General features: G+C 67.0%; 18 protein-coding genes, 3 rRNA genes and 5 pseudogenes. 13 read left to right on the top strand and 13 right to left on the bottom strand.

Annotated features, from left to right (window positions below; genetic code table 11):
- Positions 1-186, bottom strand: a complete 186-nt coding sequence (locus FHX42_RS26215; protein WP_182542517.1) for a DUF1707 SHOCT-like domain-containing protein — start codon at positions 184-186, stop codon at positions 1-3.
- A 95-nt stretch (positions 187-281) separates the two neighbouring features.
- Between FHX42_RS26215 and FHX42_RS27590 the strand changes: the two genes are divergently transcribed.
- Positions 282-527, top strand: a complete 246-nt coding sequence (locus tag FHX42_RS27590) for a Scr1 family TA system antitoxin-like transcriptional regulator (RefSeq protein ID WP_220479446.1) — start codon at positions 282-284, stop codon at positions 525-527.
- 48 nt (positions 528-575) lie between these two features.
- Positions 576-737 (top strand): annotated as a pseudogene (locus FHX42_RS02425) (DUF397 domain-containing protein); the annotation flags it as partial.
- A gap of 127 nt (positions 738-864) precedes the next feature.
- Here FHX42_RS02425 and FHX42_RS02420 read toward each other — a convergent pair.
- Positions 865-1026, bottom strand: a pseudogene (locus tag FHX42_RS02420) (DUF1295 domain-containing protein); the annotation flags it as partial.
- 21 nt (positions 1027-1047) lie between these two features.
- Here FHX42_RS02420 and FHX42_RS02415 point away from each other — a divergent pair.
- Positions 1048-1266, top strand: coding sequence for a hypothetical protein (locus FHX42_RS02415; protein WP_182542515.1), 219 nt, complete (start codon positions 1048-1050; stop codon positions 1264-1266).
- A complete protein-coding gene (locus FHX42_RS02410; protein WP_182542514.1) occupies positions 1263-1610 on the top strand; it encodes a type II toxin-antitoxin system PemK/MazF family toxin in 348 nt (115 codons plus the stop codon). The genes FHX42_RS02415 and FHX42_RS02410 overlap by 4 nt, the downstream gene beginning before the upstream one ends.
- 80 nt (positions 1611-1690) lie before the next feature.
- Here FHX42_RS02410 and FHX42_RS02405 read toward each other — a convergent pair.
- Positions 1691-2483 (bottom strand): annotated as a pseudogene (locus tag FHX42_RS02405) (DUF1295 domain-containing protein).
- 1 nt (position 2484) lies between these two features.
- Positions 2485-3354, bottom strand: coding sequence for a cyclopropane-fatty-acyl-phospholipid synthase family protein (locus FHX42_RS02400; RefSeq protein WP_328795854.1), 870 nt, complete (start codon positions 3352-3354; stop codon positions 2485-2487).
- 594 nt (positions 3355-3948) lie between these two features.
- Between FHX42_RS02400 and FHX42_RS02395 the strand changes: the two genes are divergently transcribed.
- The 6 genes and pseudogenes from FHX42_RS02395 to FHX42_RS02370 all read left to right on the top strand — a co-directional run bounded on the left by FHX42_RS02395 (position 3949) and on the right by FHX42_RS02370 (position 9307).
- Positions 3949-4641 (top strand): alpha/beta hydrolase, encoded by a 693-nt coding sequence (locus FHX42_RS02395; RefSeq protein WP_182542513.1) that lies wholly within the window; start codon positions 3949-3951, stop codon positions 4639-4641.
- Positions 4638-5903: pseudogene (locus tag FHX42_RS02390) on the top strand (NAD(P)/FAD-dependent oxidoreductase). Before FHX42_RS02395 ends, FHX42_RS02390 begins: the two are co-directional and overlap by 4 nt.
- Positions 5904-5917: 14 nt before the next feature.
- Positions 5918-6639: pseudogene (locus FHX42_RS26210) on the top strand (DUF1365 domain-containing protein).
- 41 nt (positions 6640-6680) lie between these two features.
- Entirely contained in the window at positions 6681-7937 is a 1257-nt protein-coding gene (locus FHX42_RS02380; protein WP_328795853.1) for a cyclopropane-fatty-acyl-phospholipid synthase family protein, read from the top strand.
- 3 nt (positions 7938-7940) lie between these two features.
- Positions 7941-8555: an ECF RNA polymerase sigma factor SigK gene (gene sigK / locus FHX42_RS02375; RefSeq protein ID WP_182542511.1), complete on the top strand. Its 615-nt coding sequence runs from the start codon at positions 7941-7943 to the stop codon at positions 8553-8555.
- A complete protein-coding gene (locus FHX42_RS02370) occupies positions 8552-9307 on the top strand; it encodes an anti-sigma factor (protein WP_182543456.1) in 756 nt (251 codons plus the stop codon). The genes sigK and FHX42_RS02370 overlap by 4 nt, the downstream gene beginning before the upstream one ends.
- A gap of 87 nt (positions 9308-9394) precedes the next feature.
- Here FHX42_RS02370 and ilvD read toward each other — a convergent pair whose 3' ends face one another.
- The 4 genes from ilvD to FHX42_RS02350 all read right to left on the bottom strand — a co-directional run bounded on the left by ilvD (position 9395) and on the right by FHX42_RS02350 (position 16364).
- Complete coding sequence (gene ilvD / locus FHX42_RS02365; RefSeq protein ID WP_328795852.1) at positions 9395-11095, bottom strand: dihydroxy-acid dehydratase; 1701 nt, start codon at positions 11093-11095, stop codon at positions 9395-9397.
- Positions 11096-11244: 149 nt separating this feature from the next.
- Positions 11245-11362: ribosomal RNA gene (rrf, locus tag FHX42_RS02360) — 5S ribosomal RNA — on the bottom strand.
- A gap of 78 nt (positions 11363-11440) precedes the next feature.
- Positions 11441-14537 (bottom strand): 23S ribosomal RNA (locus tag FHX42_RS02355).
- 294 nt (positions 14538-14831) lie between these two features.
- A 16S ribosomal RNA gene (locus FHX42_RS02350) occupies positions 14832-16364 on the bottom strand.
- The 16S, 23S and 5S rRNA genes sit together here, the layout of an rRNA operon.
- Before the next feature lie 705 nt (positions 16365-17069).
- On the opposite strand from FHX42_RS02350, the gene FHX42_RS02345 reads away from it, so the two are divergent.
- Positions 17070-17327 carry a hypothetical protein gene (locus tag FHX42_RS02345; protein WP_182542510.1) on the top strand — a complete coding sequence of 86 codons (258 nt, stop codon included), beginning with the start codon at positions 17070-17072 and terminating at the stop codon, positions 17325-17327.
- A 171-nt stretch (positions 17328-17498) separates the two neighbouring features.
- Here FHX42_RS02345 and FHX42_RS02340 read toward each other — a convergent pair whose 3' ends face one another.
- Complete coding sequence (locus FHX42_RS02340) at positions 17499-17990, bottom strand: histone-like nucleoid-structuring protein Lsr2 (protein WP_182542509.1); 492 nt, start codon at positions 17988-17990, stop codon at positions 17499-17501.
- 360 nt (positions 17991-18350) lie between these two features.
- On the opposite strand from FHX42_RS02340, the gene FHX42_RS02335 reads away from it, so the two are divergent.
- Positions 18351-18716, top strand: coding sequence for a histone-like nucleoid-structuring protein Lsr2 (locus FHX42_RS02335; RefSeq protein WP_182542508.1), 366 nt, complete (start codon positions 18351-18353; stop codon positions 18714-18716).
- Positions 18717-18822: 106 nt separating this feature from the next.
- Here FHX42_RS02335 and rbsK read toward each other — a convergent pair whose 3' ends face one another.
- Positions 18823-19746: a ribokinase gene (gene rbsK, locus FHX42_RS02330; protein WP_182542507.1), complete on the bottom strand. Its 924-nt coding sequence runs from the start codon at positions 19744-19746 to the stop codon at positions 18823-18825.
- 87 nt (positions 19747-19833) lie between these two features.
- Here rbsK and FHX42_RS02325 point away from each other — a divergent pair, with 87 nt between their 5' ends.
- Complete coding sequence (locus FHX42_RS02325; RefSeq protein WP_182542506.1) at positions 19834-20952, top strand: hypothetical protein; 1119 nt, start codon at positions 19834-19836, stop codon at positions 20950-20952.
- A 150-nt stretch (positions 20953-21102) separates the two neighbouring features.
- Here FHX42_RS02325 and FHX42_RS02320 read toward each other — a convergent pair whose 3' ends face one another.
- The 3 genes from FHX42_RS02320 to FHX42_RS02310 all read right to left on the bottom strand — a co-directional run bounded on the left by FHX42_RS02320 (position 21103) and on the right by FHX42_RS02310 (position 23747).
- Entirely contained in the window at positions 21103-21930 is an 828-nt protein-coding gene (locus tag FHX42_RS02320; protein WP_220479786.1) for a spermidine synthase, read from the bottom strand.
- A gap of 87 nt (positions 21931-22017) precedes the next feature.
- Positions 22018-22419: an adenosylmethionine decarboxylase gene (speD, locus tag FHX42_RS02315; RefSeq protein WP_182542505.1), complete on the bottom strand. Its 402-nt coding sequence runs from the start codon at positions 22417-22419 to the stop codon at positions 22018-22020.
- 80 nt (positions 22420-22499) lie between these two features.
- The gene (locus FHX42_RS02310; RefSeq protein ID WP_182542504.1) at positions 22500-23747 is read right to left on the bottom strand and encodes a type III PLP-dependent enzyme; all 1248 of its coding nucleotides are present in this window, start codon (positions 23745-23747) and stop codon (positions 22500-22502) included.
- Between the last annotated feature and the right edge of the window lies 1 nt (position 23748).

Genomic DNA, 23748 nt, shown 5'->3' with positions numbered 1-23748 from the left:
CTACCAGAGGTTGCCCGGAAGGTCCCGCGTCAGCAGCGCCAACTCCGCCCGCGTCGTGCTGACGTAGGCGGAGGCGATGCGTTCGTCGCACTCGGCCACGTTCAGCCGCCCCTGGGACAGCGCCCGCTGAAGCCGCTCGATCACCGCTTCCCGCTCCGTGTCCGAAGCGCGAACGTCCTCGTTCACAACCGCACTCCCACAGTCGCACTCCACGGTCACATCTTCCGCACGGCTACCGCCAGGTTAACCGTTCCACCGCCCGGAGGAGAGCGAAGAGCGGAGTGGCCGAACATCGACGTGCGCATCCTGCGCGGTGGCTCAACCAGGCTCCACCCTCCTCTGCGGGTTCGTTCGTGCTCTTCGAGTTCGACAAGGTCGCTCCCATCGTGCGCACGGAGCACCCCCGTTCGTCCGTCACCCTGCACGGCCCGGACACCGCCGCCGCGTACCAGGAAGCGGTCCCCAACCTCCACGAGGTGGCGATGCCCCGAGGTATCAAGAGAGTTCACCGTCACCCGTGCAGATGATCGGGAGGACGGTGCGACACGACTCCACAGCCCAACGGGTGGCGTAGGCCGAGCCGCTCGAGCCAACGCACCAGCTGCGTCGAGTTCGGCCACATCGCCGGTGGCGCGGCGGTGCGCGACACGAAGGATCGCGACACCGGCCACTTCACCACGACCGGCGCACAGTGGTCGGCGTTCGTCGCCGCGATCAAGGCCGACCGCTTCGCCTGATCCGCGACAGCGAGGCGCCCCCAGCCTCACGGGCCGGGGGTGCCTCGCTTCTCGACAAACTCAAACCCGCTTTTAGGTTTGTGCGTCGCTGTACGTGAAACCAAAACCGAGTTTGAGTTTCACGACCTCACCCCCGCTTGGGCGGTAGGGGCAGGAAGCCGCTGGTGCGGCGGACGTAGTCGGCGTAGGCAGGACGATGCTTGGCGATGCCGCGCTCCAGCAGGGGCTTGCCGGTGCCCCGGGCCAGCAACCAGGTCATCAGCACCGGCGAGAGCACGGTCACCGCACCGAACGGGTGTATGCTCATAGTATGCAAACGAGTATGCGGATCACGACGAGCAGTCGGGACGCGCTGGCCCGCATCGCCGAACGCGATTTCGGCGGCGCGAGCCTGGACGAGACCGTGGCGCGACTGGCTTGGGAACACGAGTCGTTCGCCGCCCTGGCCCGACTGGACGAAGCCGAGCTTCAGGACTACCGCGACGAGCACGAAGGCCTGGCCGAGACCGACCCCGACCTACCCGCATGAGCGACCAGCACCTCGCGCCCTGGCAAGTGTGGTGGGCGGACTTCAACCCGCAGGTCGGTCACGAACAGGCCGGACTCCGGCCCGCGGTCATCATCTCCACCGCTTTCGAGTGTGCCCTGCCGAACGGGCTGGCGATCGTGGTACCCGGCACCACCACCGATCGGGGCCTGCCCTACCAGCCGCGGCTAAACAGCCTGTCCCGACCCACGTTCGCCATGTGTGACCACGTGAAATCCATCAGTCGAGAACGGCTCCGATGGCGCCACCGAGCACGCCTGTCCCCGGACGAGGTCGAGACCATCAAGTTCGCGCTTCGCGGGCTCATCGACGTTCAGTCGAGCTGACATCCCGGGTTCAGAGCGTGTGCATCGTCTGCCCGGGAGACTCGAACCGAGTTCGAGTTGCGTGCCTTCCGCCGCAGCCCTCACCCCCGCTTGGGCGGTAGGGGCAGGAAGCCGCTGGTGCGGCGGACGTAGTCGGCGTAGGCAGGACGACGCTTGGCGATGCCGCGCTCCAGCAGGGGCTTGCCGGTGCCCCGGGCCAGCAACCAGGTCATCAGCACCGGCGAGAGCACGGTCACCGCACCGAACGGGACCGAGCAGGCCACCAGGTACAGCCCCCACCACACGCAGGCGTCACCGAAGTAGTTGGGATGCCTGGTGTAGCGCCGCAGCCCCCGGTCGAGCACCTCACCCGCGTTGGCCGGGTCGGCCCGGAACCGGCGCAGCTGCTCGTCACCCACGACCTCGAAGACGAGACCGATCCCCCCAGACGACGCCCCCAGCCACACCAGCGGACCGGACCCCCGGCCGAATGAGCCAGCTGCACCGGCAGCGACACGAACCACATGACCGCCGCCTGCGTCAGGTAAACCCGCACGACATGTGCGGGGCGGGGTTGTCGCCCGCCCGACGCACCATCTCCTGGTAGCGCGGATCCTCCGGCTTGCCGCGATTCCGCCGAGGCAGGTGCACCGACAACCGCACCCCCACGGTGAGCGCGGTGACCACCGGTGCCGCGAGCCCCGTACCGCGCGGATCCCACGCACCGGCGACGGCGAAGGAGACGAGCGCGATCACCGCGAACCCCGCACCCCACGCGGTGTCGATGGTGTCGTAGCGGCCACGGCGGCGTGCGAGGACGAAAGTGACGGAGACGGTGACCAGCGCCGCGGCCAGTCCCGTCGCGGCGAGCCCCGCCACGGACGCGATACTCATCTCAGCCCTCCGAGACCAGCGGCATCCCGCTGCCCCCGTCGGAGGCGGGCCGCACCGACAGGACCTGGTTCACGCCCATGCGGTTCTCCTCGAACGCGAGCGCACCGCCCGCCAGGTAGAGCCGCCACACCCGCGCCTGTTCGACACCCACCAGTCGCGCGGCCTCGTCCCAGTGCTCGTCCCAGTGCTCGTCCAGGGTGCGCGCCCACGAGCGCATCGTGCGCACGTAGTGCTCGCGCATCACCTGAACGCCGCGCACCTCGAAACCGGCCTCTTCGAGGTGGTCGAGCGTGCGTCCCACCGGAACCATGCTCATGTCCGGTGCGATGTAGGACTCGATGAACGCACCACCACCGGGCGCCGTGCTTGCCCGGGACACCTGTTGCAGCAGCAGCCGCCCGCGCGGGCGCAGCAACCGATGCAGCGTCCGCACGTACACCGGGGAGTTCGACTCGCCGACGTGCTCGCCCATCTCCACCGAGGCAACGGCGCCGTAGGGCTGGTCGTCGAGTTCCCGGTAGTCCTGGAGCCGGACCTCGACCCGCCCGCGCAGACCGAGTTGTTCGACGCGTCGCCGCACGTGGTCGGCCTGCTGCCGCGACAGCGTCACTCCCGTGGCGTGGACTCCGTAGCGCTGGGCCGCGTACAGGATCAGCGAGCCCCAGCCGCAGCCGACGTCGAGCAATCGGGTCCCGCCGGTCAGGCCCAGCTTGCGGCAGATGAGGGCGAGCTTGTCCTCCTGGGCGTCGGTCAGCGTGTAGTCGGCGGCCGCGGAGGTCCAGTACCCAGGAGTAGACCACGTGCGGGTCCAGCAGCAGTTCGTAGGACTCGTTGCCGGTGTCGTAGTGGTGCGCCACGGCCGAGCGGTCACGGCCCCGCGTGTGCAGCGCCCCCGAAAGCCGCGCCTCGCTCGCGGGGATCTCGGGCCGAGGGCCGATCGCCCCGAGCCGCGCGGCGACACCGACGATCCGGTGCCACTGCCGGAGATCGAACCGCAGGTGGCCGGTCCGCTGCTCACGAGCCAGTGCCCAGCAACGACGCAACCCCTCGGCAAGGTCGCCCGCCACGTCGAGGTCCCCCGAGACGAACGCTCGCGCCAGCCCCAGCCCCCCCCGGGCTCCACACGACGTGGCGCAGTGCGCGACGATGCCGCAGCAGCACGCGGGGGGTTCCGGGCGGTCCGGCGCTGCCGCCGTCCCAGGCGGTGATCCCCACCGGCAGTGCCACCCCGAACAGTTCGGTGATCAGTCGCTCGATCCGCACGGCCGCGCCCACCGGCCGCGGTCGCGCCGGAATCCGGCCCTCGAGCACGCGAGTCCTCCCGTACTGGTTTCGAATCACCGCCCCGCCGGCGCGGTTCGGTACTGGTTCGAAGCCCTGGGGCGGCGGGATTGGCGGCCGAGGCGGTTCTGTGCTCACCCTCACAGCGACCAAGCGAGTTACCCGGCGGTACCGAACAAGGGGTATGCGCGACCAACACCCTGCCGGTCCTCGGGACCGGCACGATCCCTCGCTGCGGATACTGCCCTCCGACAGCGGCAGGACCCGCGCCGTCGTGCTGGTGTTGCACGGAGGCAGACAGCACAGCGAGGAACCGACACGATCGTGGCAGCTCGCCTACCGGCGCATGGTCCCGTTCGCACGCTCGGTGCACCGGGCGACGGCGGATCAGCACACGTCCGTGTGGTTGCTGCGCAACCGGCTGCGCGGGTGGAACGAACCGCACCGCCATCCCGTGGTCGACGCGAGCCGCGTGCTGGAACGGATCGACCACGAACACCCGAACGCGAACGTCGTGCTGCTGGGGCACTCGATGGGCGGGCGTGCCGCGCTGCGGCTGGCCGGTGCGGACCGGGTGAGCGCGGTGTGCGCGCTGGCACCCTGGATCGAACGCGACGAACCGGTACGGCAGCTGGCCGGTCGGCGGGTGCTCGTCCTCCACGGTGACCGGGACCGGACGACCTCGTCGGACGCTTCCGCCGAGTACGTGCGCGCCGCGAGCCGCTGGCATCCCGACGTCCGGTTCGTGCCCGTAGCCGGTGACGGGCACGCGATGCTGCGCCGCCCCGGAACCTGGACCTCCCTGGTACGCCGGTTCGCCCGCGAGGCGGTCTCGAGCGACGAGCAACGTCCCGAAGCGACGGGAGGTATCTCGTGAGCCGGCGACGAGTCGCCGTGATCGGTGGCGGTGTCTCCGGGCTGACCGCCGCCTACCTCCTGCGACGACGCTACGACGTGGTGCTGTTCGAGGCCGACGAACGGATCGGGGGCCACGCCCACACCCACGACGTCCGCACGGCCGACGGGCAGGACCTCGCGGTGGACAGCGGGTTCATCGTGCACAACGACCGCACGTACCCGAACCTGCTGCGGCTGTTCTCCGAGCTGGAGGGCCCACCCAGCCGACCGAGATGTCGATGAGCGTGCACTGCCGGGGCTGCGGCCTGGAGTACGCGGGGGCCAAGCGGCTCGGCGGGTTGTTCGCCCAGCGCCGCAACCTCGCCCGCCCCGCCTACCTGTCCATGCTGGCCCAGGTCACGCGCTTCCACCGGCAGGCGAACCGGTTGCTCGGCGCCCCCGAGGGCGCCGGCGACCCCACCCTCGGCGAGTTCCTGCGCGCGGGAGGCCACTCCGAGTACTTCGTCGACCACTTCGCCCTGCCGCTGGTCTCCGCGGTGTGGTCGACCGACCACGAGACCGGCGGGCGGTACCCGGCGCGCTGCCTGTTCGAGTTCCTCCGCCACCACGGGATGCTGTCGGTCACCGGGTCCCCGACCTGGCGGACGGTGGTGGGCGGTTCGCGGGAGTACGTGCGCCGGGTCGCCCGGGGAATCGACGCGGTGCACCTGCCCACCCCGGTGCGATCGGTGCACCGGTCGGCGCACGGTGCCGAGATCCGCGACGACTCGGACACGGTGCACCCGGTGGACCACGTGGTGCTCGCCTGCCACGCCGACCAGGCGCTGTCCCTGCTGGCCGACCCCACCCCCCGCCGAACTCAAGGTCCTGGGTGCCTTCGAGTACTCCACCAACGAGGCCCTGCTGCACACCGACACCACGCCGCTGCCGGACGCGCCCGCCGCGAGGGCCGGGGGGAACCACCTCAAACCACGCTGCGGGGCCGACTCGGGCCGGACGCTGATCAGCTACGACACGAACCGCCTGATGCGGCTCGCCGAACCGCGCGACTACCTGGTCACGCTCAACGCCTCCGACCACGTCGACCCGAACCGGGTGCTGGCACGGGCGACCTACCGGCACCCGATCTACACCCCGGAGTCCGTCGCCGCGCAGCACCACCTCGACGAGCTCGGCGACACCGTCGTGCAGTACGCCGGGGCCTACCACGGCTGGGGTTTCCACGAGGACGGCTGCGCCTCCGGAGTGCGGGCGGCCACCGCGTTCGGGGCGGGGTGGTGAGTGTGGACAGCGACGTGGTCGCCCCCGCTCTCTACGACGTCGTCGGTCACACCCGTCACGTGGACGTCCACAAGACGTTCCGCCACCGGCTCCACACCTGGTTGGTGGACCTGGACGACCTCCCGCGACTCCCCTGGTGGCTGCGCCCGTTGGCGCGGTTCGAGTCCCGCGACCACCTGGGGCCGGAGCGGGTCTCGATCCGCGAAAACCTCGATGCGTGGTTGGCCGGGCAAGGGGTCGACCTGGGCGGTGGGCGAGTCTGATGCTCGCCCACGCCCGGGCGTTGGGCCACGTGTTCAACCCGATAACCGTGTACTGGTGCCACCTGCCCGACGGGACGCTGGAGTGCGTGGTCGCGGAGGTGCACAACACCTACGGTCAGCGACACTGCTACCTGCTGCGGCCGGACGAGACCGGCCGCGCCCACACCGACAAGCACTTCCACGTCTCGCCGTTCCTGCCGGAGCAGGGCCGCTACGTGATGCGGTTCGACCGTCCGGGACAACGACTCGGGGTCCACGTCCAGCTCCGCGGCGACGACGGCCCGCTGCTCACCGCCGTGATGACCGGACGACGACGGCCCGCCACCCGGGTGCAACTGGTGCGCTCGACGCTGAGCAGGCCGCTGGTACCGCACCGCGTCTCGGCGCTCATCCGCCTGCACGGCGTGGCGCTGTGGTTGCGCCGCGTCCCGATCGTCGCCCGTCGACAGCACGTCTCGAAAGGTGTCCGTTGACTCCTGCCAGCCTTGCCCCCTCACGCCCTGTCACGCGGGCGGTGCCCCTGTGGGACTCGGTCGGTGCGGCACCCCGCGCACCGGCACGAGCCCGGATCGCCGAGAGGCTGTTCCGGCACGCCGTGAACACCCTGCCGGTCCGTGTCGCGCTCGCCGGTGGGCAGCGGCTGGGGGCCGGTGGACCGAGTTCACCGTTGATGCGCGTTCATCGCCCGGAAGCGTTCTTCCACCGGCTCGGCGTGGACGCCAAGATCGGCTTCGGCGAGTCCTACATGGTCGGTGACCGGACGAGTCCGGATCCCGCCGAGCTGCTCACACCGTTCGCCGAACGGCTCGCCCGGCTGGTGCCCCGACCGCTGCAAGCCCTGCGCCGCTGGGTGGACGCGGCGAAACCGGGCTCGGAGCACAACACCGCGGGCGACGCCCGGCGCAACGTCGAGCACCACTACGACCTGTCCAACGACGTCTTCACCTCCTTCCTCGACGTGATCATGACCTACTCGGCGGGTCTGTTCCGCCCCGGGACGCGAGACCTGGCCCAGGCGCAACGCGACAAGATCGACCACGTGCTCGACCTCGCCGATGTCGGGACGGGGACCAGGATGCTGGAGATCGGCACCGGGTGGGCGTCACTGGCCCTGCGCGCCGCCGAACGCGGTGCCCACGTCACCACGTTGACGCTGTCCGCGGAACAGCTGCACCTCGCTCGGCAACGGATCGAGGCCGCCGGCCTGTCCGACCGGGTCGACGCCCGGCTGTGCGACTACCGGCAGGCCGAGGGCCGCTACGACGCGGTGGTCAGCGTGGAGATGATCGAGGCGGTCGGCGGCGAGTACTGGTCGGAGCACTTCCGGACGTTGGACCGGCTGCTGCTACCCGGCGGTCGCGCGGCCGTGCAGGCGATCACCACGCCCCACGACCGGATGCTGGCCACCCGTGACTCCTACACCTGGATCCACAAGTACATCTTTCCGGGCGGGCAATTGCCGTCCCTACCGGCCATCGAGCACGAGGTACGTGCCCACACCGATCTGATCCCCGCCGAACGGTTCTCCTTCGGCCCCGGATACGCCGAGACCCTGCGCCAATGGCGCGGCCGGTTCCTCGACCGGTGGGACGAAACCGCCGCGTTGGGGTTCAGCGACACCTTCCGGCGGATGTGGGAGTTCTCCCTGGCCTACAGTGAAGCGGGTTTTCGCGCCGACTACCTCGACGTCTGGCAGCTCGGTTTCGAAAAACCAACCGGCGGCTCGGCAGTGGAACCCGAAGCCTCGCGAGCGTTGTCACGAGGAGACTGAGACATGGAAGAGTCCACGAGCTCCAGCAAACGACCAGCGCGCTGGTTCGGGAGCGCCGAGGAAGAGGAAGCGCCCCCGGACGCGCGACAACTGCTCGCCGAGGTCGCCAAGGGCGACGAACGCGCGTTCGAGCAGCTCTACGACATGATCGCGGGGGCACTGTTCGGACTGATCCAGCGGATCGTGCGTGACGCGGCCCAGTCCGAGGAGGTCGCTCAGGAGGTGCTGGTCGAGGTCTGGCGCACGGCCACGCACTACCGGCCCGAGCGCGGCAGCGTGCAGGCCTGGGTGCTGACCCTGGCGCACCGCCGGGCCGTCGACCGGGTGCGCTCCGCTCAGGCCGCCACCGCCCGGGAGGCGCGAGCGGGCTCGCAGGATCGGGGGAGGCCGTTCGACGAAGTCTCCGAGGCGGTGACCGCGCGGTGGGAGCGGCAACAGGTCCGCCGCTGCGTGTCGACCCTGACGGAGTTGCAGCGCGAGTCGGTGATGCTGACCTACTACCAGGGATACACGTTCCGCGAAGCGGCCGGTCTGCTCAGCGCACCGTCCTCGACCGTGAAAACCCGGCTGCGAGACGGGCTGATCCGTCTCCGCGACTGCTTGGGGGTGGGCAGATGAGTACCGACATGGCGACCCTGACCGGTGCCTACGCCGTCGACGCGCTGACAGAGATCGAGCGAGCGCGGTTCGAACGCCACCTCGCCGCCTGCGGGGACTGCGCACAGGAGGTTCGCGAGCTCCGCGAGACCGTGACGCGCCTGGGTCTTGCGGCGGAGACCGCGCCTCCCGAGGACCTCAAGCGGCGGGTCCTGGCCGAGGTCTCCCGAACCGGGCAGAGCCCTCCGGGCGGCGGGGAAACCGGTCATCGCCGCCAGATCCTTCGGAGTGCCTCCCCGTGGGGAATGCGTCTCACGGCGGCCGCCGCGGTGGTCGGAGTGGCGCTGGCGGCGACGTTCGGCGGGCTCGCTTGGCACAGCCAACAGGAACTCGCCCAGGCGCGGCACCGTTTCGAGCAGGTCAGCGAATCGTCCATGGCCATGGCCCGGTTGATGGAGGCACCGGACGCGCGAGTGGTGGTCACCAGCCAGAACGGCATGAAGGCCACCACCGTCATGTCCGAGCAGTTGCACAGGGCGATGTTCATGAGCACCGGCATCGAACAGCCGCCCGCGGGGCACAGCTACCAGCTGTGGTTCCTGGGCCCCTTCGGAGCCACCTCTGCGGGGCTGATCCAGCAGGACCGAGCCGGACGCGTGGAGCCCCTCGTGGCTCCCATGCCGAAGGCGACCACGGCGATGGGAGTCACGCTGGAACCGGCGGGTGGATCGAGCGAACCGACGAACGACCCCATGATGACCATGTCACTGTGAGCCGCTCGACCCAGTCGGGCTTTCCCGGTTTCGCGCGAAACCGGGTAACCACCGGTCACCGCAAGGCGGTCAACGCTTCGGGGGACCTCAGCAGACGGCGCCCTGGGCCGCCGAGCCGACGAGGCGGGCGTACTTGCCGAGGACGCCGCCGCGGTGCCGGGGCTCCGGCGGCTTCCACCCCTCGGCCCGCTGAGCGAGCTCGGCGTCTGGCACTCCGAGGTTCAGCGTGCGCTCGTTCAGGTCCAGCGTGATGGGGTCACCGTCGCGCACGAGCGCGATCGGGCCGCCGTCGGTGGCCTCCGGGGCGACGTGGCCGATGCACAACCCCGTGGTGCCGCCGGAGAAGCGACCGTCGGTCAGCAGCAGCACGTCCTTGCCCAGGCCCGCGCCCTTGATCGCCCCGGTCACAGCCAGCATCTCCCGCATTCCGGGACCACCCCGCGGCCCCTCGTAGCGGATGACGACGACGTCCCCGGACTGCAGGGAGTTCGCCTCCACGGCGTCCATGGCCTCCTGCTCGCCGTCGAAGACCCGGGCGGTCCCCTCGAAGGAGGTCACGTCGAAACCGGCGCTCTTGACCACGGCTCCCTCCGGAGCCAGCGATCCACGCAGGATCGTCACACCACCGGTCGGGTGCAGCGGATTCGACAACTTGTGCACGACATCGCCGTCGAGCTCCGGCGGGTCGAGCTCGGCGAGGTTCTCCGCGACGGTACGACCCGTCACGGTCAGGCAGTCGCCGTGCAGCAGCCCCGCGTCGAGCAGCGCCTTCATCACGACGGGGACACCGCCGATGCGGTCCACCGCGGGCATCACGTGACGGCCGAACGGCTTCACGTCCGCCAGGTGCGGAACGCGGTCCCCCACACGGTTGAAGTCCTCCAGGGTCAGCTCCACGCCGGCTTCGTTGGCGATCGCCAACAGGTGCAGCACCGCGTTGGTCGAGCCGCCGAAGGCCATCACCACCGAGATCGCGTTCTCGAACGCCTGCTTGGTCATGATGCGCCGGGCGGTGATGCCCTTTTCGATCATGCCGACGACGGCTTCGCCCGCCGCACGCGCACCCGAGTCACGGCGCCGATCCACAGAGGGCGGGCTGGCCGAGCCGGGCATCGACATCCCCAGCGCCTCCGCCGCGCACGCCATCGTGTTCGCGGTGTACATACCACCACAAGCACCCTCGCCGGGACAGATCGCGCGCTCGATCTCGTCCACCTTCTCGCGGGAGATCAGCCCCCGCGAACACGCACCGACCGCCTCGAAGGCGTCGATGATCGTGACTTCCTTCTCGTCGACCTTGCCGGGGAGGATCGAGCCGGCGTAGACGAACACCGAGGCCAGGTCCAGGCGGGCCGCCGCCATCAGCATTCCCGGCAGGCTCTTGTCACAGCCCGCCAGCAGCAACGATCCGTCCAGCCGCTCGGCCTCCATCACCGTTTCGACGGAGTCGGTGATGAGCTCCCGCGAAACGAGCGAGTAGTGCATTCCGACGTGCCCCATCGAAATGCCGTCCGAGACGGAAATGGTCCCGAACTCCAGCGGGTAACCGTGCGCCGCGTGTACGCCCTCCTTACCTGCCTGCGCGAGGCGCTGCAAGGACAGGTTGCACGGGGTGATCTCGTTCCAGGAGGAGGCCACACCGATCTGGGGCTTGGTGAAGTCGGCATCCTTCATGCCCACTGCGCGGAGCATCCCGCGGGCTGCCGCACGTTCCATCCCCTCGGTGACCTCGTGGCTGCGAGGTTTGGTCGTGCGCTGGGCGTTCGCGGCGTCATTCTCATCGGTCACGCTTCCGACTCTAATGCGCCCACGATGCGAGACAGAAACCTGGTCCGGCATGCGGGCCACGAGCCCACGATGTGGACGTAACCGGACACGGTTCGGTGATGTGAAAGGGGCCCCCGCACGGGGTGCGGGGGCCTCTTTGTGGTGAATGTGGTCGGCGGTGTCCGAGTCTCCCACACCCGTGGGGGTGCAGTACCTTGGGCGCTGGGGGGCTTAGCTTCCGGGTTCGGGATGGGTCCGGGCGTGTCCCGCCCCGCTGTGGCCACCGACCACAAGTCTGTATGGGGTTGGGGGTTGTTGTTTCAGAGCCGGATGGTGGATGCGAGTAGTGGTGCTGTGCGGTGTGGTGTGGGGTAAGTCCTCGGCCGGTTAGTACCCGTCCACTGAACACATTGCTGTGCGTGCATGTCGGGCCTATCAACCCACTGGTCGGGTGGGGGCCTTAACCCACTGGGGGTGGGAGACCTCATCTGGGAACGGGCTTCCCGCTTAGATGCTTTCAGCGGTTATCCGTGCCGAACGTAGCCAACCAGCCGTGCCCCGGGCGGGACAACTGGCACACCAGAGGTTCGTCCGTCCCGGTCCTCTCGTACTGGGGACAGCTTTCCGCAGGTCTCCTGCGCGCGCGGCGGATAGGGACCGAACTGTCTCACGACGTTCTAAACCCAGCTCGCGTGCCGCTTTAATGGGCGAACAGCCCAACCCTTGGGACCCACTCCAGCCCCAGGATGCGACGAGCCGACATCGAGGTGCCAAACCATGCCGTCGATATGGACTCTTGGGCAAGATCAGCCTGTTATCCCCGGGGTACCTTTTATCCGTTGAGCGACACCGCTTCCACCTGCCAGTGCCGGATCACTAGTCCCTGCTTTCGCACCTGCTCGACCCGTCAGTCTCACAGTCAAGCTCCCTTGTGCACTTACACTCGCGGCCTGATTGCCAACCAGGCTGAGGGAACCGTTGGGCGCCTCCGTTACTCTTTAGGAGGCAACCGCCCCAGTTAAACTACCCACCAGGCACTGTCCGTGAACCCGATCAGGGTTCGACGTGAGACGCACGCTGCGACCAGAGTGGTATTTCACCAACGACTCCACCCCCACTGGCGTAGAGGGCTTCGCAGTCTCCCACCTATCCTACACAAGCCGTAGCCCGCGCCAATACCAAGCTATAGTAAAGGTCCCGGGGTCTTTCCGTCCTGCCGCGCGAAACGAGCATCTTTACTCGTCCTGCAATTTCACCGGGCCTGTGGTCGAGACAGCGGAGAAGTCGTTACGCCATTCGTGCAGGTCGGAACTTACCCGACAAGGAATTTCGCTACCTTAGGATGGTTATAGTTACCACCGCCGTTTACTGGCGCTTCCATTCTCCGCTTCCCCACATGGTGGGTAACGAGTCCTGTTAACGTTCCAGCACCGGGCAGGCGTCAGTCCGTATACCTCGTCTTACGACTTCGCACGGACCTGTGTTTTTAGTAAACAGTCGCTTCTCCCTGGCCTCTGCGGCCACCCCGAGCTTCACACGCGCGGTGCTACACCGGGGGTGGCCCCCCTTCTCCCGAAGTTACGGGGGCAATTTGCCGAATTCCTTAACCACAGTTCACCCGATCGCCTTGGTATACTCAACCAGACCACCTGTGTCGGTTTCGGGTACGGGCCATGGACACACATCGCTAGAGGCTTTTCTCGGCAGTGCGGGATCACCGACTTCGCCACAACGGCTCGGTCTCACCTCTCACCCCTGCAGCCGTCCGGATTTGCCTGGACGGCGGGCTACGGGTTTACACCAGTACTACCACTCACTGGCTCGGGCTACCCTGCTGCGTCACCCCATCGCTTGACTACTCCCGGATCAGGTCCCATGCCACTGGACTCCACACCGGCTCGAAAGCCGGCGCGGGCAGCGGGATGGTTAGTGTCCCCGGTTCCGCCATGGGCGCGTGCCCACGGGTACGGGAATATCAACCCGTTGTCCATCGACTACGCCTGTCGGCCTCGCCTTAGGCCCCGACTCACCCTGGGCGGACGAACCTGCCCCAGGAACCCTTGGTCATTCGGCGGGAAAGATTCTCACTTTCCATGCGCTACTCATGCCTGCATTCTCACTCCCCCACACTCCACACCGGTTTACACCGATGCTTCCGCGCAGTGGGGGACGCTCCCCTACCCACCCCACCCAACAGTGTTGGGCACGGTGACACGGCTTCGGCGGTACGCTTGAGCCCCGCTACATTATCGGCGCAGGATCACTCGACCAGTGAGCTATTACGCACTCTTTCAAGGATGGCTGCTTCTAAGCCAACCTCCTGGTTGTCTGGGCAATCCCACATCCTTTTCCACTAAGCGCACACTTAGGGGCCTTAGCCGGTGTTCTGGGCTGTTTCCCTCTCGACCGTGGAGCTTTTCCCCCACGGACTCACTGCCACGCTGCTACCACGGGCGTATTCGGAGTTTGGCTGACGTTGGTAACCCTCATCGGGCCCCGCCACCAACCAGTGCTCTACCCCACCCGGGCACCACGTGACGCTGCACCTCAATGCATTTCGGGGAGAACCAGCTATCACGAAGTTTGATTGGCCTTTCACCCCTACCCACAGCTCATCCCCCAGGTTTTCAACCCTGGTGGGTGCGGGCCTCCACACGGTCTTACCCGCGCTTCACCCTGGCCATGGGTAGCTCACTCCGCTTCGGGTCCGCACCACGCGACTTCGACGCCCTATTCAGACTCGCTTTCGCTCCGGCTACCCCACAACGGGTTAACCTCGCCACGCAGCCGCGACTCGCAGGCTCATTCTTCAAAAGGCACGCCATCACACCCGCACAGGGCGCTCTGACGGTTTGGGGGCACATGGTTTCAGGTACTCTTTCACTCCCCTCCCGGGGTACTTTTCACCATTCCCTCACGGTACTATCCGCTATCGGTCACCAGGAAGTATTTAGGCTTAGCGAGTGGTCCCGCCCGATTCACAACGCCCTCCACGGAAACGCTGCTACTCGGGGCCACCGCCCCAGGCCATGCCTGCAGTGTTCACCTACGGGACTCATCACCCACTCCGGTCACCGCCTCCACGGTGTTCGGCTCACCACAGCACGACCCTGGCAGACGAATAGATCCGCCCAGCGGGCCCCAACGACCCCACACACGCAACCCCTATCCGGTTTCCACGCGCGTGGTTTAGCCTGTTCCGCGTTCGCTCGCCACTACTAGCGGAATCACCAGTGTTTTCTCTTCCTACGGGTACTGAGATGTTTCACTTCCCCGCGTTCCCTCCACACACCCTATACATTCAGGTGCGGGTAACCCGACATCACTCGGGCTGGGTTTCCCCATTCGGACATCCTCGGATCACCGCTCGGTAGACAACTCCCCGAGGCTTATCGCAGCCTCCCACGTCCTTCATCGGCCCCTGGTGCCTAGGCATCCACCATGTGCCCGTCTAACTTGCCACACAAGCCACACAAACAAATTACAGCACAGATGCTCGCATCCACTATCCAGTTCTCAAACAACAACCCAGACAACACACCCACCCCACCCACCCCCAGATCGAAACACCGTTCCGACCTTCACGGGCGGGCTCCGGGGGCATGTTCCCTCAGAACCCAACAGCATGCCTGCAGCGAGCACACCCCCACCGCGTCCCCCCACACGGGGAAACCACGCCGAGAGCGACCACACGTCCACACCCCCATCCGGAGGCATCGTCCACGCGCGGGTTTGATGGTCCCACTGAACTCCTTAGAAAGGAGGTGATCCAGCCGCACCTTCCGGTACGGCTACCTTGTTACGACTTCGTCCCAATCGCCAGTCCCACCTTCGACCACTCCCCCCACACACAGTGTGGTTGGGCCATGAGCTTCGGGTGTTACCGACTTTCGTGACGTGACGGGCGGTGTGTACAAGGCCCGGGAACGTATTCACCGCAGCACTGCTGATCTGCGATTACTAGCGACTCCGACTTCACAGGGTCGAGTTGCAGACCCCGATCCGAACTGAGACCGGCTTTAAGGGATTCGCTCCACCTCGCGGTCTCGCCACCCTCTGTACCGGCCATTGTAGCATGTGTGAAGCCCTGGGCATAAGGGGCATGATGACTTGACGTCGTCCCCACCTTCCTCCGAGTTGACCCCGGCAGTCTCCCGCGAGTCCCCACCATCACGTGCTGGCAACACAGGATAAGGGTTGCGCTCGTTGCGGGACTTAACCCAACATCTCACGACACGAGCTGACGACAGCCATGCACCACCTGCACACCAGCCCAAAGGGAAACCCCATCTCTGAGGCAATCTGGCGCATGTCAAACCCAGGTAAGGTTCTTCGCGTTGCATCGAATTAATCCACATGCTCCGCCGCTTGTGCGGGCCCCCGTCAATTCCTTTGAGTTTTAGCCTTGCGGCCGTACTCCCCAGGCGGGGCGCTTAATGCGTTAGCTACGGCACGGAAACCGTGGAACCAGTCCCCACACCTAGCGCCCAACGTTTACGGCGTGGACTACCAGGGTATCTAATCCTGTTCGCTCCCCACGCTTTCGCTCCTCAGCGTCAGTATCGGCCCAGAGACCCGCCTTCGCCACCGGTGTTCCTCCTGATATCTGCGCATTTCACCGCTACACCAGGAATTCCAGTCTCCCCTACCGAACTCAAGTTTGCCCGTATCGACCGCACGCCCACCGTTAAGCGGCAGGTTTCCACGGCCGACGCGACAAACCGCCTACGAGCTCTTTACGCCCAATAAATCCGGACAACGCTCGCACCCTACGTATTACCGCGGCTGCTGGCACGTAGTTAGCCGGTGCTTCTTCTACACCTACCGTCACACCCACACGGGGCCTTCGTCGGTGTCGAAAGAGGTTTACAACCCGAAGGCCGTCCTCCCTCACGCGGCGTTGCTGCGTCAGGCTTTCGCCCATTGCGCAAGATTCCCCACTGCTGCCTCCCGTAGGAGTCTGGGCCGTGTCTCAGTCCCAGTGTGGCCGATCACCCTCTCAGGCCGGCTACCCGTCGTCGCCATGGCAGGCCATTACCCCACCATCCAGCTGATAGGCCGCGGGCTCATCCCATACCGCCGGAACTTTCCACACCCAGACCATGCGGCCAGATGTCCTATCCGGTATTAGACCTCGTTTCCAAGGCTTATCCCCGAGTACAGGGCAGATTACCCACGTGTTACTCACCCGTTCGCCACTCATCCACCCCGAAGGGCTTCAGCGTTCGACTTGCATGTGTTAAGCACGCCGCCAGCGTTCGTCCTGAGCCAGGATCAAACTCTCCATCCATGGATCATCAAAACCCCAGCACACCACACACATCCAACCCAACACCCCACAAACAGGGCATCACCGGCCGGACCCGCATGGCGCTGACAAAAAACAAAACCGAATCAACGGCTCCGCATCAAACACTCACCAAAACAGGCACACTGTTGAGTTCTCAAAGAACACACCCACCCACCGGCAGGCACCCACGGACACACCGCAGAATCAATTATCCTTCGCTTCGTTCCAACACCACTCTAGCAAACCCACAACCCGGCATTCACCCGGGGGTCACCCCCCGAACACCCGGCAAGTCCCACGGAGCACGCTCCACGGAACCAACTACAGCCCCACCCGACCCAGCCACAGCTGGCCCGACCACGACCTCAAGGTCACCCGAAACAATATTGGAACAACGCCGCATCCACCCTACCAGCAACACCAGCAGACCGAATCCGACCCCCAGCACCCGGCCCACCGCGCAGTCCGTTCCGTGCTGACGACGAATAATCTACATCCCACCCACCACCCACCGCACACCCACCCCCACTCACCACCGAAACACCAGCACAACACGGGTTCAATCGCGGATGAACACCCACACCGCACGGGCACCCGGCCTCTACCGGCAGCCGAACTCGCGTGCGGGCTGATCGTCGGCGGTCCTTCGTGACCGCGGGGTGGCGCGGGGTAACCTCGGCCCCAACCGCGAGAACGGGGGTAAGAGTGGACTCGACACCGATCTACACCGAACTACAGCAGACGCTGATCGACCCGGAGGACGACAACTGGGGCACGAGTTCCCCACCGGAGTTCGCCTCCGCGCTCCATCAGCAGGCCGCTCAGCACGCCGCTCAGCACGCCGCCCACTCCCAGGAGCAGGCGAGCGTGCAGGAGGAGACGCAGTCGGAGGTTGGATGGGACGAGTCGCCCAAGAAGCACGCCAGTCGTAGTGGTGGCCGAAGGCACCGGGCCGAGGACTGACGAGCGCGCTCGCGCACGGCCCCGGATCGCGCGCTCGCGGGATGCGAGCGTCACCACCATCGGGTCGGTGATTCGTCGAAAAAGTTCCCCGTCACCCGATGAGAGAGTTCGTGGGCGCCCGACTCATCGTTCAGGGAGGAGTCGAGCGCCCACGCGCGAAAAATCGCGGCCCTACTCGGCCGCGGAGAACTGCGGCAGCGAGACGGCGGGGGCGTGCCTGTCGGCGGCGTCCTCCTCCGAATCCGAGTCCGAAGTGGCCTCCGGAGCAGCCTCGGCAGTCGCCTCCCGAGTGAGCAGGATCGGCTCCTCCTGCTGCTCCTGCTGTTGTTCCGCTTCGGCCGGCTGCTGCTCGGTCTCGTCCTGAGACTTGTTCAACCGCTCCCGCGACCGTTGAGCCGCACCCCGAATCTGCTCGGTGAGCTGACGGTTCGTCTGCCGCTCACGACGCTGCTCACGCTCCTGCTGACGCGTGGTACGAGGTGTTTGTCGTTCCGGAGTCCTCGCCTGCTCGACATAACGGGCGAACACCGATCGCAACTGCCGAGCATGCTGCTCGTTCAGGTCGATTTCGTACGCCACGCCGTCGAGCGCGAAAGTCACCGTCTGCTGCGCTTCGGACCCGTCGATGTCATCGACGAGTTCGACCTGAATCCGCTCGGCCATGATCACCTGTCTCGGGAACGTGCCCCGCCTCGATCCGCGACACTTGCAGGCGAGACCCCGTACGACCCATCCCCGTTGTAGCACGTCGCGTCGCGGTTGTCTCGCACCCAACCATAGAACAGCCTTCCACGGCCTCGGGAACCGCCCGTACCTCGGCCGACGACAGACTCGTCGACACCTTCGGCGAGCGGAAGTCGACAGGAAAGCGCCACGAGTAATCTCGCGCACATATCGCCGACCTCTCCCGCTCTTCGCGCCGCCCGGGTTGGCGCTTTCCGGCAACAGTCGTTTATTGTGCGCCCGCAGTTCGTCGCAAACTGTCCGACGATCGAGAAAAGCGATCCCGAATCGAGGTTACCCGTGGCTCAGAAGGTCACCGTTCAACTCCTGGACGACATCGACGGCTCGGAAGCCGAGTCGACCGTCGAGTTCGCCCTGGACGGCGTTACTTACACGATCGACCTGTCGGCCGACAATGCCGCAGAGCTTCGCGACTCCCTGGCGTCCTACGTGGCCAGCGCTCGCCGCACCGGCGGCCGCAAACGCACCGGTACCAAGTCGAGCAAGGCCGCCGCCAAGTCCGGGAAAGCCGGTAAGGCCCCCACCGCCGCCGACCGCGAGCGCAATCAGGCGATTCGCGAATGGGCGCGGCAACAGGGCATGCAGGTTTCCGACCGGGGGCGCATTCCCGCGGAGATCGTCGACGCGTACGACAAGGCCCAGTAAGAAGTCAGTCCCGGGGCGGCCGGGTTTCGCGGTCAATTTTCGTCCCGGCCGCCCGGATCGTCGGCGTTCCGCTCACGCGCAGCCACGACGACCACACTGATTGTCATCAGTCCTTCGCCCGGTTTTCACCGGACATGAACTCGGTTATCTCCCGATCGGTGGGCATCGAACTGCTGGCACCATTGCGCTGGACCGACAATGCCGACGCGGCCGTTCCCCTGCGTAGGGCCTCCCGCATATCCACCCCCGCGGCCACCGCCGCGCTGAGTACGCCGACGAACGTGTCCCCCGCCGCCGTGGTGTCCACCACGGGTACCTGATGCGCGGGCATCTCGATGACTTCACCGGAGCGGTCGCCGTACAGCAGCCCTCGGCCACCCCACGTGATGACGACTTCGGGCACGAGTTCGAGCAGTGCGGGCAGCGCGCGGTTGGGATCCTCGTAGCCGGTCAGTACCGCGGCCTCGTGCTCGTTGGGTACCAGCAGGTCGACCCGGGACAGCAGGTCGGCGGGCAGCTCCACGGCGGGGGCCGGGGTCAGTACCACCTGAACCCCGTGGCGCCGGGCCGCTTCGGCCGCGGCGGCCACCCCCTCCAGCGGAGTCTCCAGCTGCAGCAGCAGGCTCGCCGAACCGGCGATGCGTTCCTCGTCTCCCGCGGCGAGCCCGTCGACGGTTCCGTTGGCCGCGGGGATCACGATGATGGAGTTTCCCCCGTCGTCGTCGACCACGATGTGCGCCGTCCCGCTGTGCCCCGACACGGTTCGCACTCCCGCGACGTCGACGTGCGCCGCGGAAAGCGTTTCGCGGATCTGCGCGGCGAACTCGTCGGCGCCGACGGCTCCGATCATCCCGACGTCGACGCCGGCCCGCGCCACCGCGATGGCCTGGTTGGCGCCCTTGCCGCCGGGCACGGTGTGGAACCGCTTGCCGTGTACCGTCTCGCCGCGCCGTGGCGCCGTCTCGACGTAGGTCACCAGATCCATGTTGCAACTACCGAATACGGTCACGGTTTTTCTCACGTCGTTCATACTCACCCATGATGCGGTGCGGGCACCGACTCGGTCCGGTACGGGCACGTACCATGCGTCTCAACCGTTAAGGGAAGGCGAGACCCGGTGGATTACGTAGTCACGGCGGCAGTGGAACCGCCGGTGCAGGCCACGAGGCTGGACGCACTACAGCAGGAGGGAGTGGTCTCACTGCTGGACCGCCAGCTCGGCCAGATCGAGGGTGTGGCGGGTCCGGAAGAGGAGAGCATCGACGTCCTGGACTATCGGATCGCGGTGACCTCCGAGGGAGCGAACGTGATGCTCGCGCTGGACGCTCCCACGCTGCGGGCGGCCGAGGAGGCCGCCAAGACGGTGTTGAACGAGCTGATCGCCGAGAGCGAGTCGCTGCCGGAGTGGACCGTGGCGCGGTCCGAGGTCCGGATCACCGAGGACGAGTTCAACCAGAGCCTGGCCGCGGCCGAGGACCAGACCGACGAGGAACCGCGCAGCGAGGCCGAGGCGGCGTTGGAGGCGGCGGTCGAGGAGGCCCTGGAGGGTTCCGAGGAGGTCGAGCAGGCGGAGAGCCGGTCCTGGAAGGACGAACTCGTCGATCTCAGCTCCCGGTTGCGGGCCTTCGACCTCGGCGCTTTCACCCCGGGCGGTCTCGATCGGGACGAGGAGCGTTCCAGGATGGCCGCGGGTGCGCTCGTGCACGCCGTTCACGTGGTCACCGACGAGCTCTTCTACGACGAGCTGGCCCTGACGATCAACGACGCCACCGTCTCCGAGGCAGTCGGGCTGCTCGTGCTGGAGGAACTCCCGTCCTGCTACCAGCACCGCTACGACGCGCGGTTCACTCGTGGGCTGCTGCTGGCCTCGGCGGCGGTGGCCTCCGCCCTGACCGAATCGATCTGGACCCCGCCGCGCACGGTGGCCGAGACGCTGGCGCTGCGGCTGTTCATCGACGAGGCTCGCATGGTGCTGGAAGCCGCCGAGCTCATGAGCTGGGAGGACAGCGAAGCGGTGTTCACGGCGCTGGGGCCCTTCGCCGACAACGAGCACGAGAGTCTGTACGAGATCGACTTTCCGCTCACCACGAAGAGCCTCGAGGAGTCCGAGGTTTCCCCGTTGCGCATCGAGGAGGTCGAGGGCGAACTGCGCACTCGCGGGCTGGCCTTCGACCAGTGGTTCCAGCAGCGGCGGGACGCGGCCACGACCGAGGGGATCCACCCGTACCTGCGGTGAGTCGTGGCCACCTCCGCAGGTGGCCGGTGAACGGGCCGTTTCGGCGGTGTGAGTGCCCGAAACGGCCCGTTCGCCCCTTTGGGAAAGCCTCGTGAGGTTCCCCCTGCCAGCACCGCTACGCGAGCCGGCCCGGGAGGACTCCCGAACGCCTCACTCCTGGTGACGAACGGAGTAGGGCGGCACGGTGGAACCGATGAGGCTCGCGTCGTCCACCGACACCGGCTCGTAGGAGCACTCCGGAAGAGCTTCGAGCATGACGTTGATCGGGTCGTCGAGTTGTTCGACCCTGCCGAACAGGAACGACCACTCGTGCTCGTCGGAACCGAAGTAGGTCACGGTGTCGAACACCGTGCGGAACCGGTTGTAGGCCCGGGTCAGGGTGGTGTTGCGCCACACCGTGGGACTGCCGGCCTGGAAGCCGACGACGCCCCCCGGAGCCAGCACCGCCTGGCAACGGCGGATGAACTCGACCCCGTAGAGCCGGTTGTGCTGGCTCTCGTCGTCGTCCGCCCGCTCGTCGGGAAGGTCGACCACCACCAGGTCGTAGCGGTCCCCGTTGCCCAGTGCCCGGTCGAGGAAGCTCCACCCGTCGGAGTAGTGCAGCGTGATCGTCCCGTCACCCTGTTCCAGCTCCGACAGTTCCGCGGCGCGGTAACCGTAGGGCAGGTGCTCGGCGCAGGCCCGCACGCACTCGTGGTCGATGTCGACGTGGTCGACTCGACTCGCCCCGGCGTCGACGGCCATCTTGCTGGCCACACCCTCGCTCGAACCGATGACGAGCACCCGTTCGATCTTGTCGGCGAGCAGGAATCCCGGCACCATGAGCGCCTCGTGGTAGACGAGCTGGGAGTACTCGGTGCTCTGCCGATCGTCGTCGCAGAACAACGAGACGCCCTGTCCCGTCCGTGCGATCGTCACGTGCTGGTAAGCGGTGTCTCCTTCCCACAGCACCTCGTCGACCCGCCAGAGCCGCCGCATGTCCTCACCCAGCGGCTCCTGGATCCAGTGCTTGCCGTCGAGCTCGATCAACTCCTGCTCCTTCACGAAAAGTCCCTCGACCGATCCTCACGCGAGTTCGGTGTCTTGATCACGACCACGGCGGATGGTCTGGCTGTGCACCGAGCTCGGACACAGCGCCTCGGCGAGCAACTCCACCGCCCGCTCCGGCTGCGCCTGGTCACCACAGGTGAACACGTCGATGAAGATCGAGCCCTTTTCCGGGTAGGTGTGCAGCGAAGCGTGGGACTCCGACAGCAGTGCCAACACGGTAACGCCCTGCGGATCGAATCGCTTGGCCATCACATCACACACGGTTGCCCACGAACGCTCCAACGCGCTGTGCAAGGTGTCCCGCAGGAACTGCTCGTCATCGAGCAGGCTCGCTTCGACGCCCTCCAGTTCGGCGAGGACGTGCTGCCCGGTGAACAAACCCACGGGGGTTTGCAGGGTTCCGGCGTCAATCGACATCTATCGACCTCCCAACATTTCGCAGATTCCGCCTGGGAAAAACTCTCGCGAGCCGCTGCCCACCGCCGCGTGTGCGGCGGTCAGGGTCGCTCGGTTCGCACATCACCGGCGGTGTGACCGACTGCCCGGCTGTCCAGGCAGTAGGTGGGCAGCGGCGCGAATCCGTTGAAGCCCACCGAGGAGTAGCTGGCCGTGTAGGCCCCCGCACTGAGCAGGTCCACCCAGTCTCCGCCGCGCAGCGTGACCGGGAGTTCGTAGCTGGTGTCCTGATAGAGCACGTCGTCGCCGTCGCAGGTGGGGCCGGCCAGCACCACGGGTCCGGTCGCGTCACCGTCGCGTGCGGTACGCAGTCGGTAGGTGATGGCTTCGCCCTCGGTTTCGGCCAACCCGTTGTAGCGGCCGACGTCCAGGTACACCCAACGGCGCTGTCCGCCGGTCTCGGGAGTGACGAGCACGACCTCGCTGCGCAGCACGCCGGCGTCGCCGACCAGGTGACGACCGGGCTCGATCAGCAGCTCGGGCCGCTCGGAACCGAAGTTCCGGTCCAGCGCGGCCTCGATGCGCTCGGCGTAGTCCCGTGGCGGTGGAGCTGCCTGGGTGTAGGAGGCGGGCAACCCACCACCGAGGTTGACCATGCGCGGCCTGACACCGGTGACCTGGTCGAAGACCTCGCGGGCCGCGACGATGCCGTGCTCCCACGCCTCGGGGTCGTGCTGCTGGGAACCGATGTGGAACGACGCGCCGTAGGGGTCGAGACCGAGCCGGCTCGCCCGTTCCAGCAACCGCGCGGCGGTCTCCGGGTCGCACCCGAACTTGCGGCCGAACGGCGTGCGGGAACCCTCGTTGTCCACGAGGACGCGGCAGAAGACGCTCGCGCCGGGCGCGGCGGCGGCGATGTTGTCCAGGTCGGCCGCGCTGTCGGTGGCGAACAGGCGCACACCCAGCTCGTGGGCCCGTGCGATGTCGACGGGTTTCTTGATGGTGTTGCCGTAGGAGATCGACTCGGGTGTAGCGCCGTTGGCCAGGCACAGGTCGATCTCACCGGGGCTGGCCACGTCGAAGGAGGCCCCCAGGCCGACCAGCTCGGCCACCACCTCCGGTTGCGGGTTCGCCTTGACGGCGTAGCAGACGCGGGCGTCGGGAAGCATCGACCGCAGACCCGTGTAGCGGCTGCGTACCACGGCCAGGTCCAGCACCAGGCACGGTGTCGGAGGGACCTGCCGATCCAGGAAGTCTCGGACACACGAGGACGTATCCGCCGCGCGGGGCGCGGCGCTGGCACCGCTCGGGCGGTCCGTCACACCAGTGGTGGCGGACAGGTCGGTCAAT

This window comes from Halosaccharopolyspora lacisalsi (assembly GCF_014137975.1).
Taxonomy (GTDB): domain Bacteria; phylum Actinomycetota; class Actinomycetes; order Mycobacteriales; family Pseudonocardiaceae; genus Halosaccharopolyspora; species Halosaccharopolyspora lacisalsi.
The sequence above is the reverse complement of the archived record's forward strand: the minus strand, read 5'-3'. Positions and strand labels throughout refer to the sequence as shown.

Coding starts and splice junctions, on each gene's coding strand:
- speD (WP_182542505.1), bottom strand. CDS start 22,419: ATGTCGATTGACGCCGGAACCCTGCAAACCCCCGTGGGTTTGTTCACC.
- FHX42_RS02395 (WP_182542513.1), top strand. CDS start 3,949: ATGCGCGACCAACACCCTGCCGGTCCTCGGGACCGGCACGATCCCTCG.
- FHX42_RS02320 (WP_220479786.1), bottom strand. CDS start 21,930: ATGCGGCGGCTCTGGCGGGTCGACGAGGTGCTGTGGGAAGGAGACACC.
- FHX42_RS02415 (WP_182542515.1), top strand. CDS start 1,048: ATGCAAACGAGTATGCGGATCACGACGAGCAGTCGGGACGCGCTGGCC.
- sigK (WP_182542511.1), top strand. CDS start 7,941: ATGGAAGAGTCCACGAGCTCCAGCAAACGACCAGCGCGCTGGTTCGGG.
- FHX42_RS02410 (WP_182542514.1), top strand. CDS start 1,263: ATGAGCGACCAGCACCTCGCGCCCTGGCAAGTGTGGTGGGCGGACTTC.
- FHX42_RS02340 (WP_182542509.1), bottom strand. CDS start 17,990: ATGGCCGAGCGGATTCAGGTCGAACTCGTCGATGACATCGACGGGTCC.
- FHX42_RS02370 (WP_182543456.1), top strand. CDS start 8,552: ATGAGTACCGACATGGCGACCCTGACCGGTGCCTACGCCGTCGACGCG.
- rbsK (WP_182542507.1), bottom strand. CDS start 19,746: ATGAACGACGTGAGAAAAACCGTGACCGTATTCGGTAGTTGCAACATG.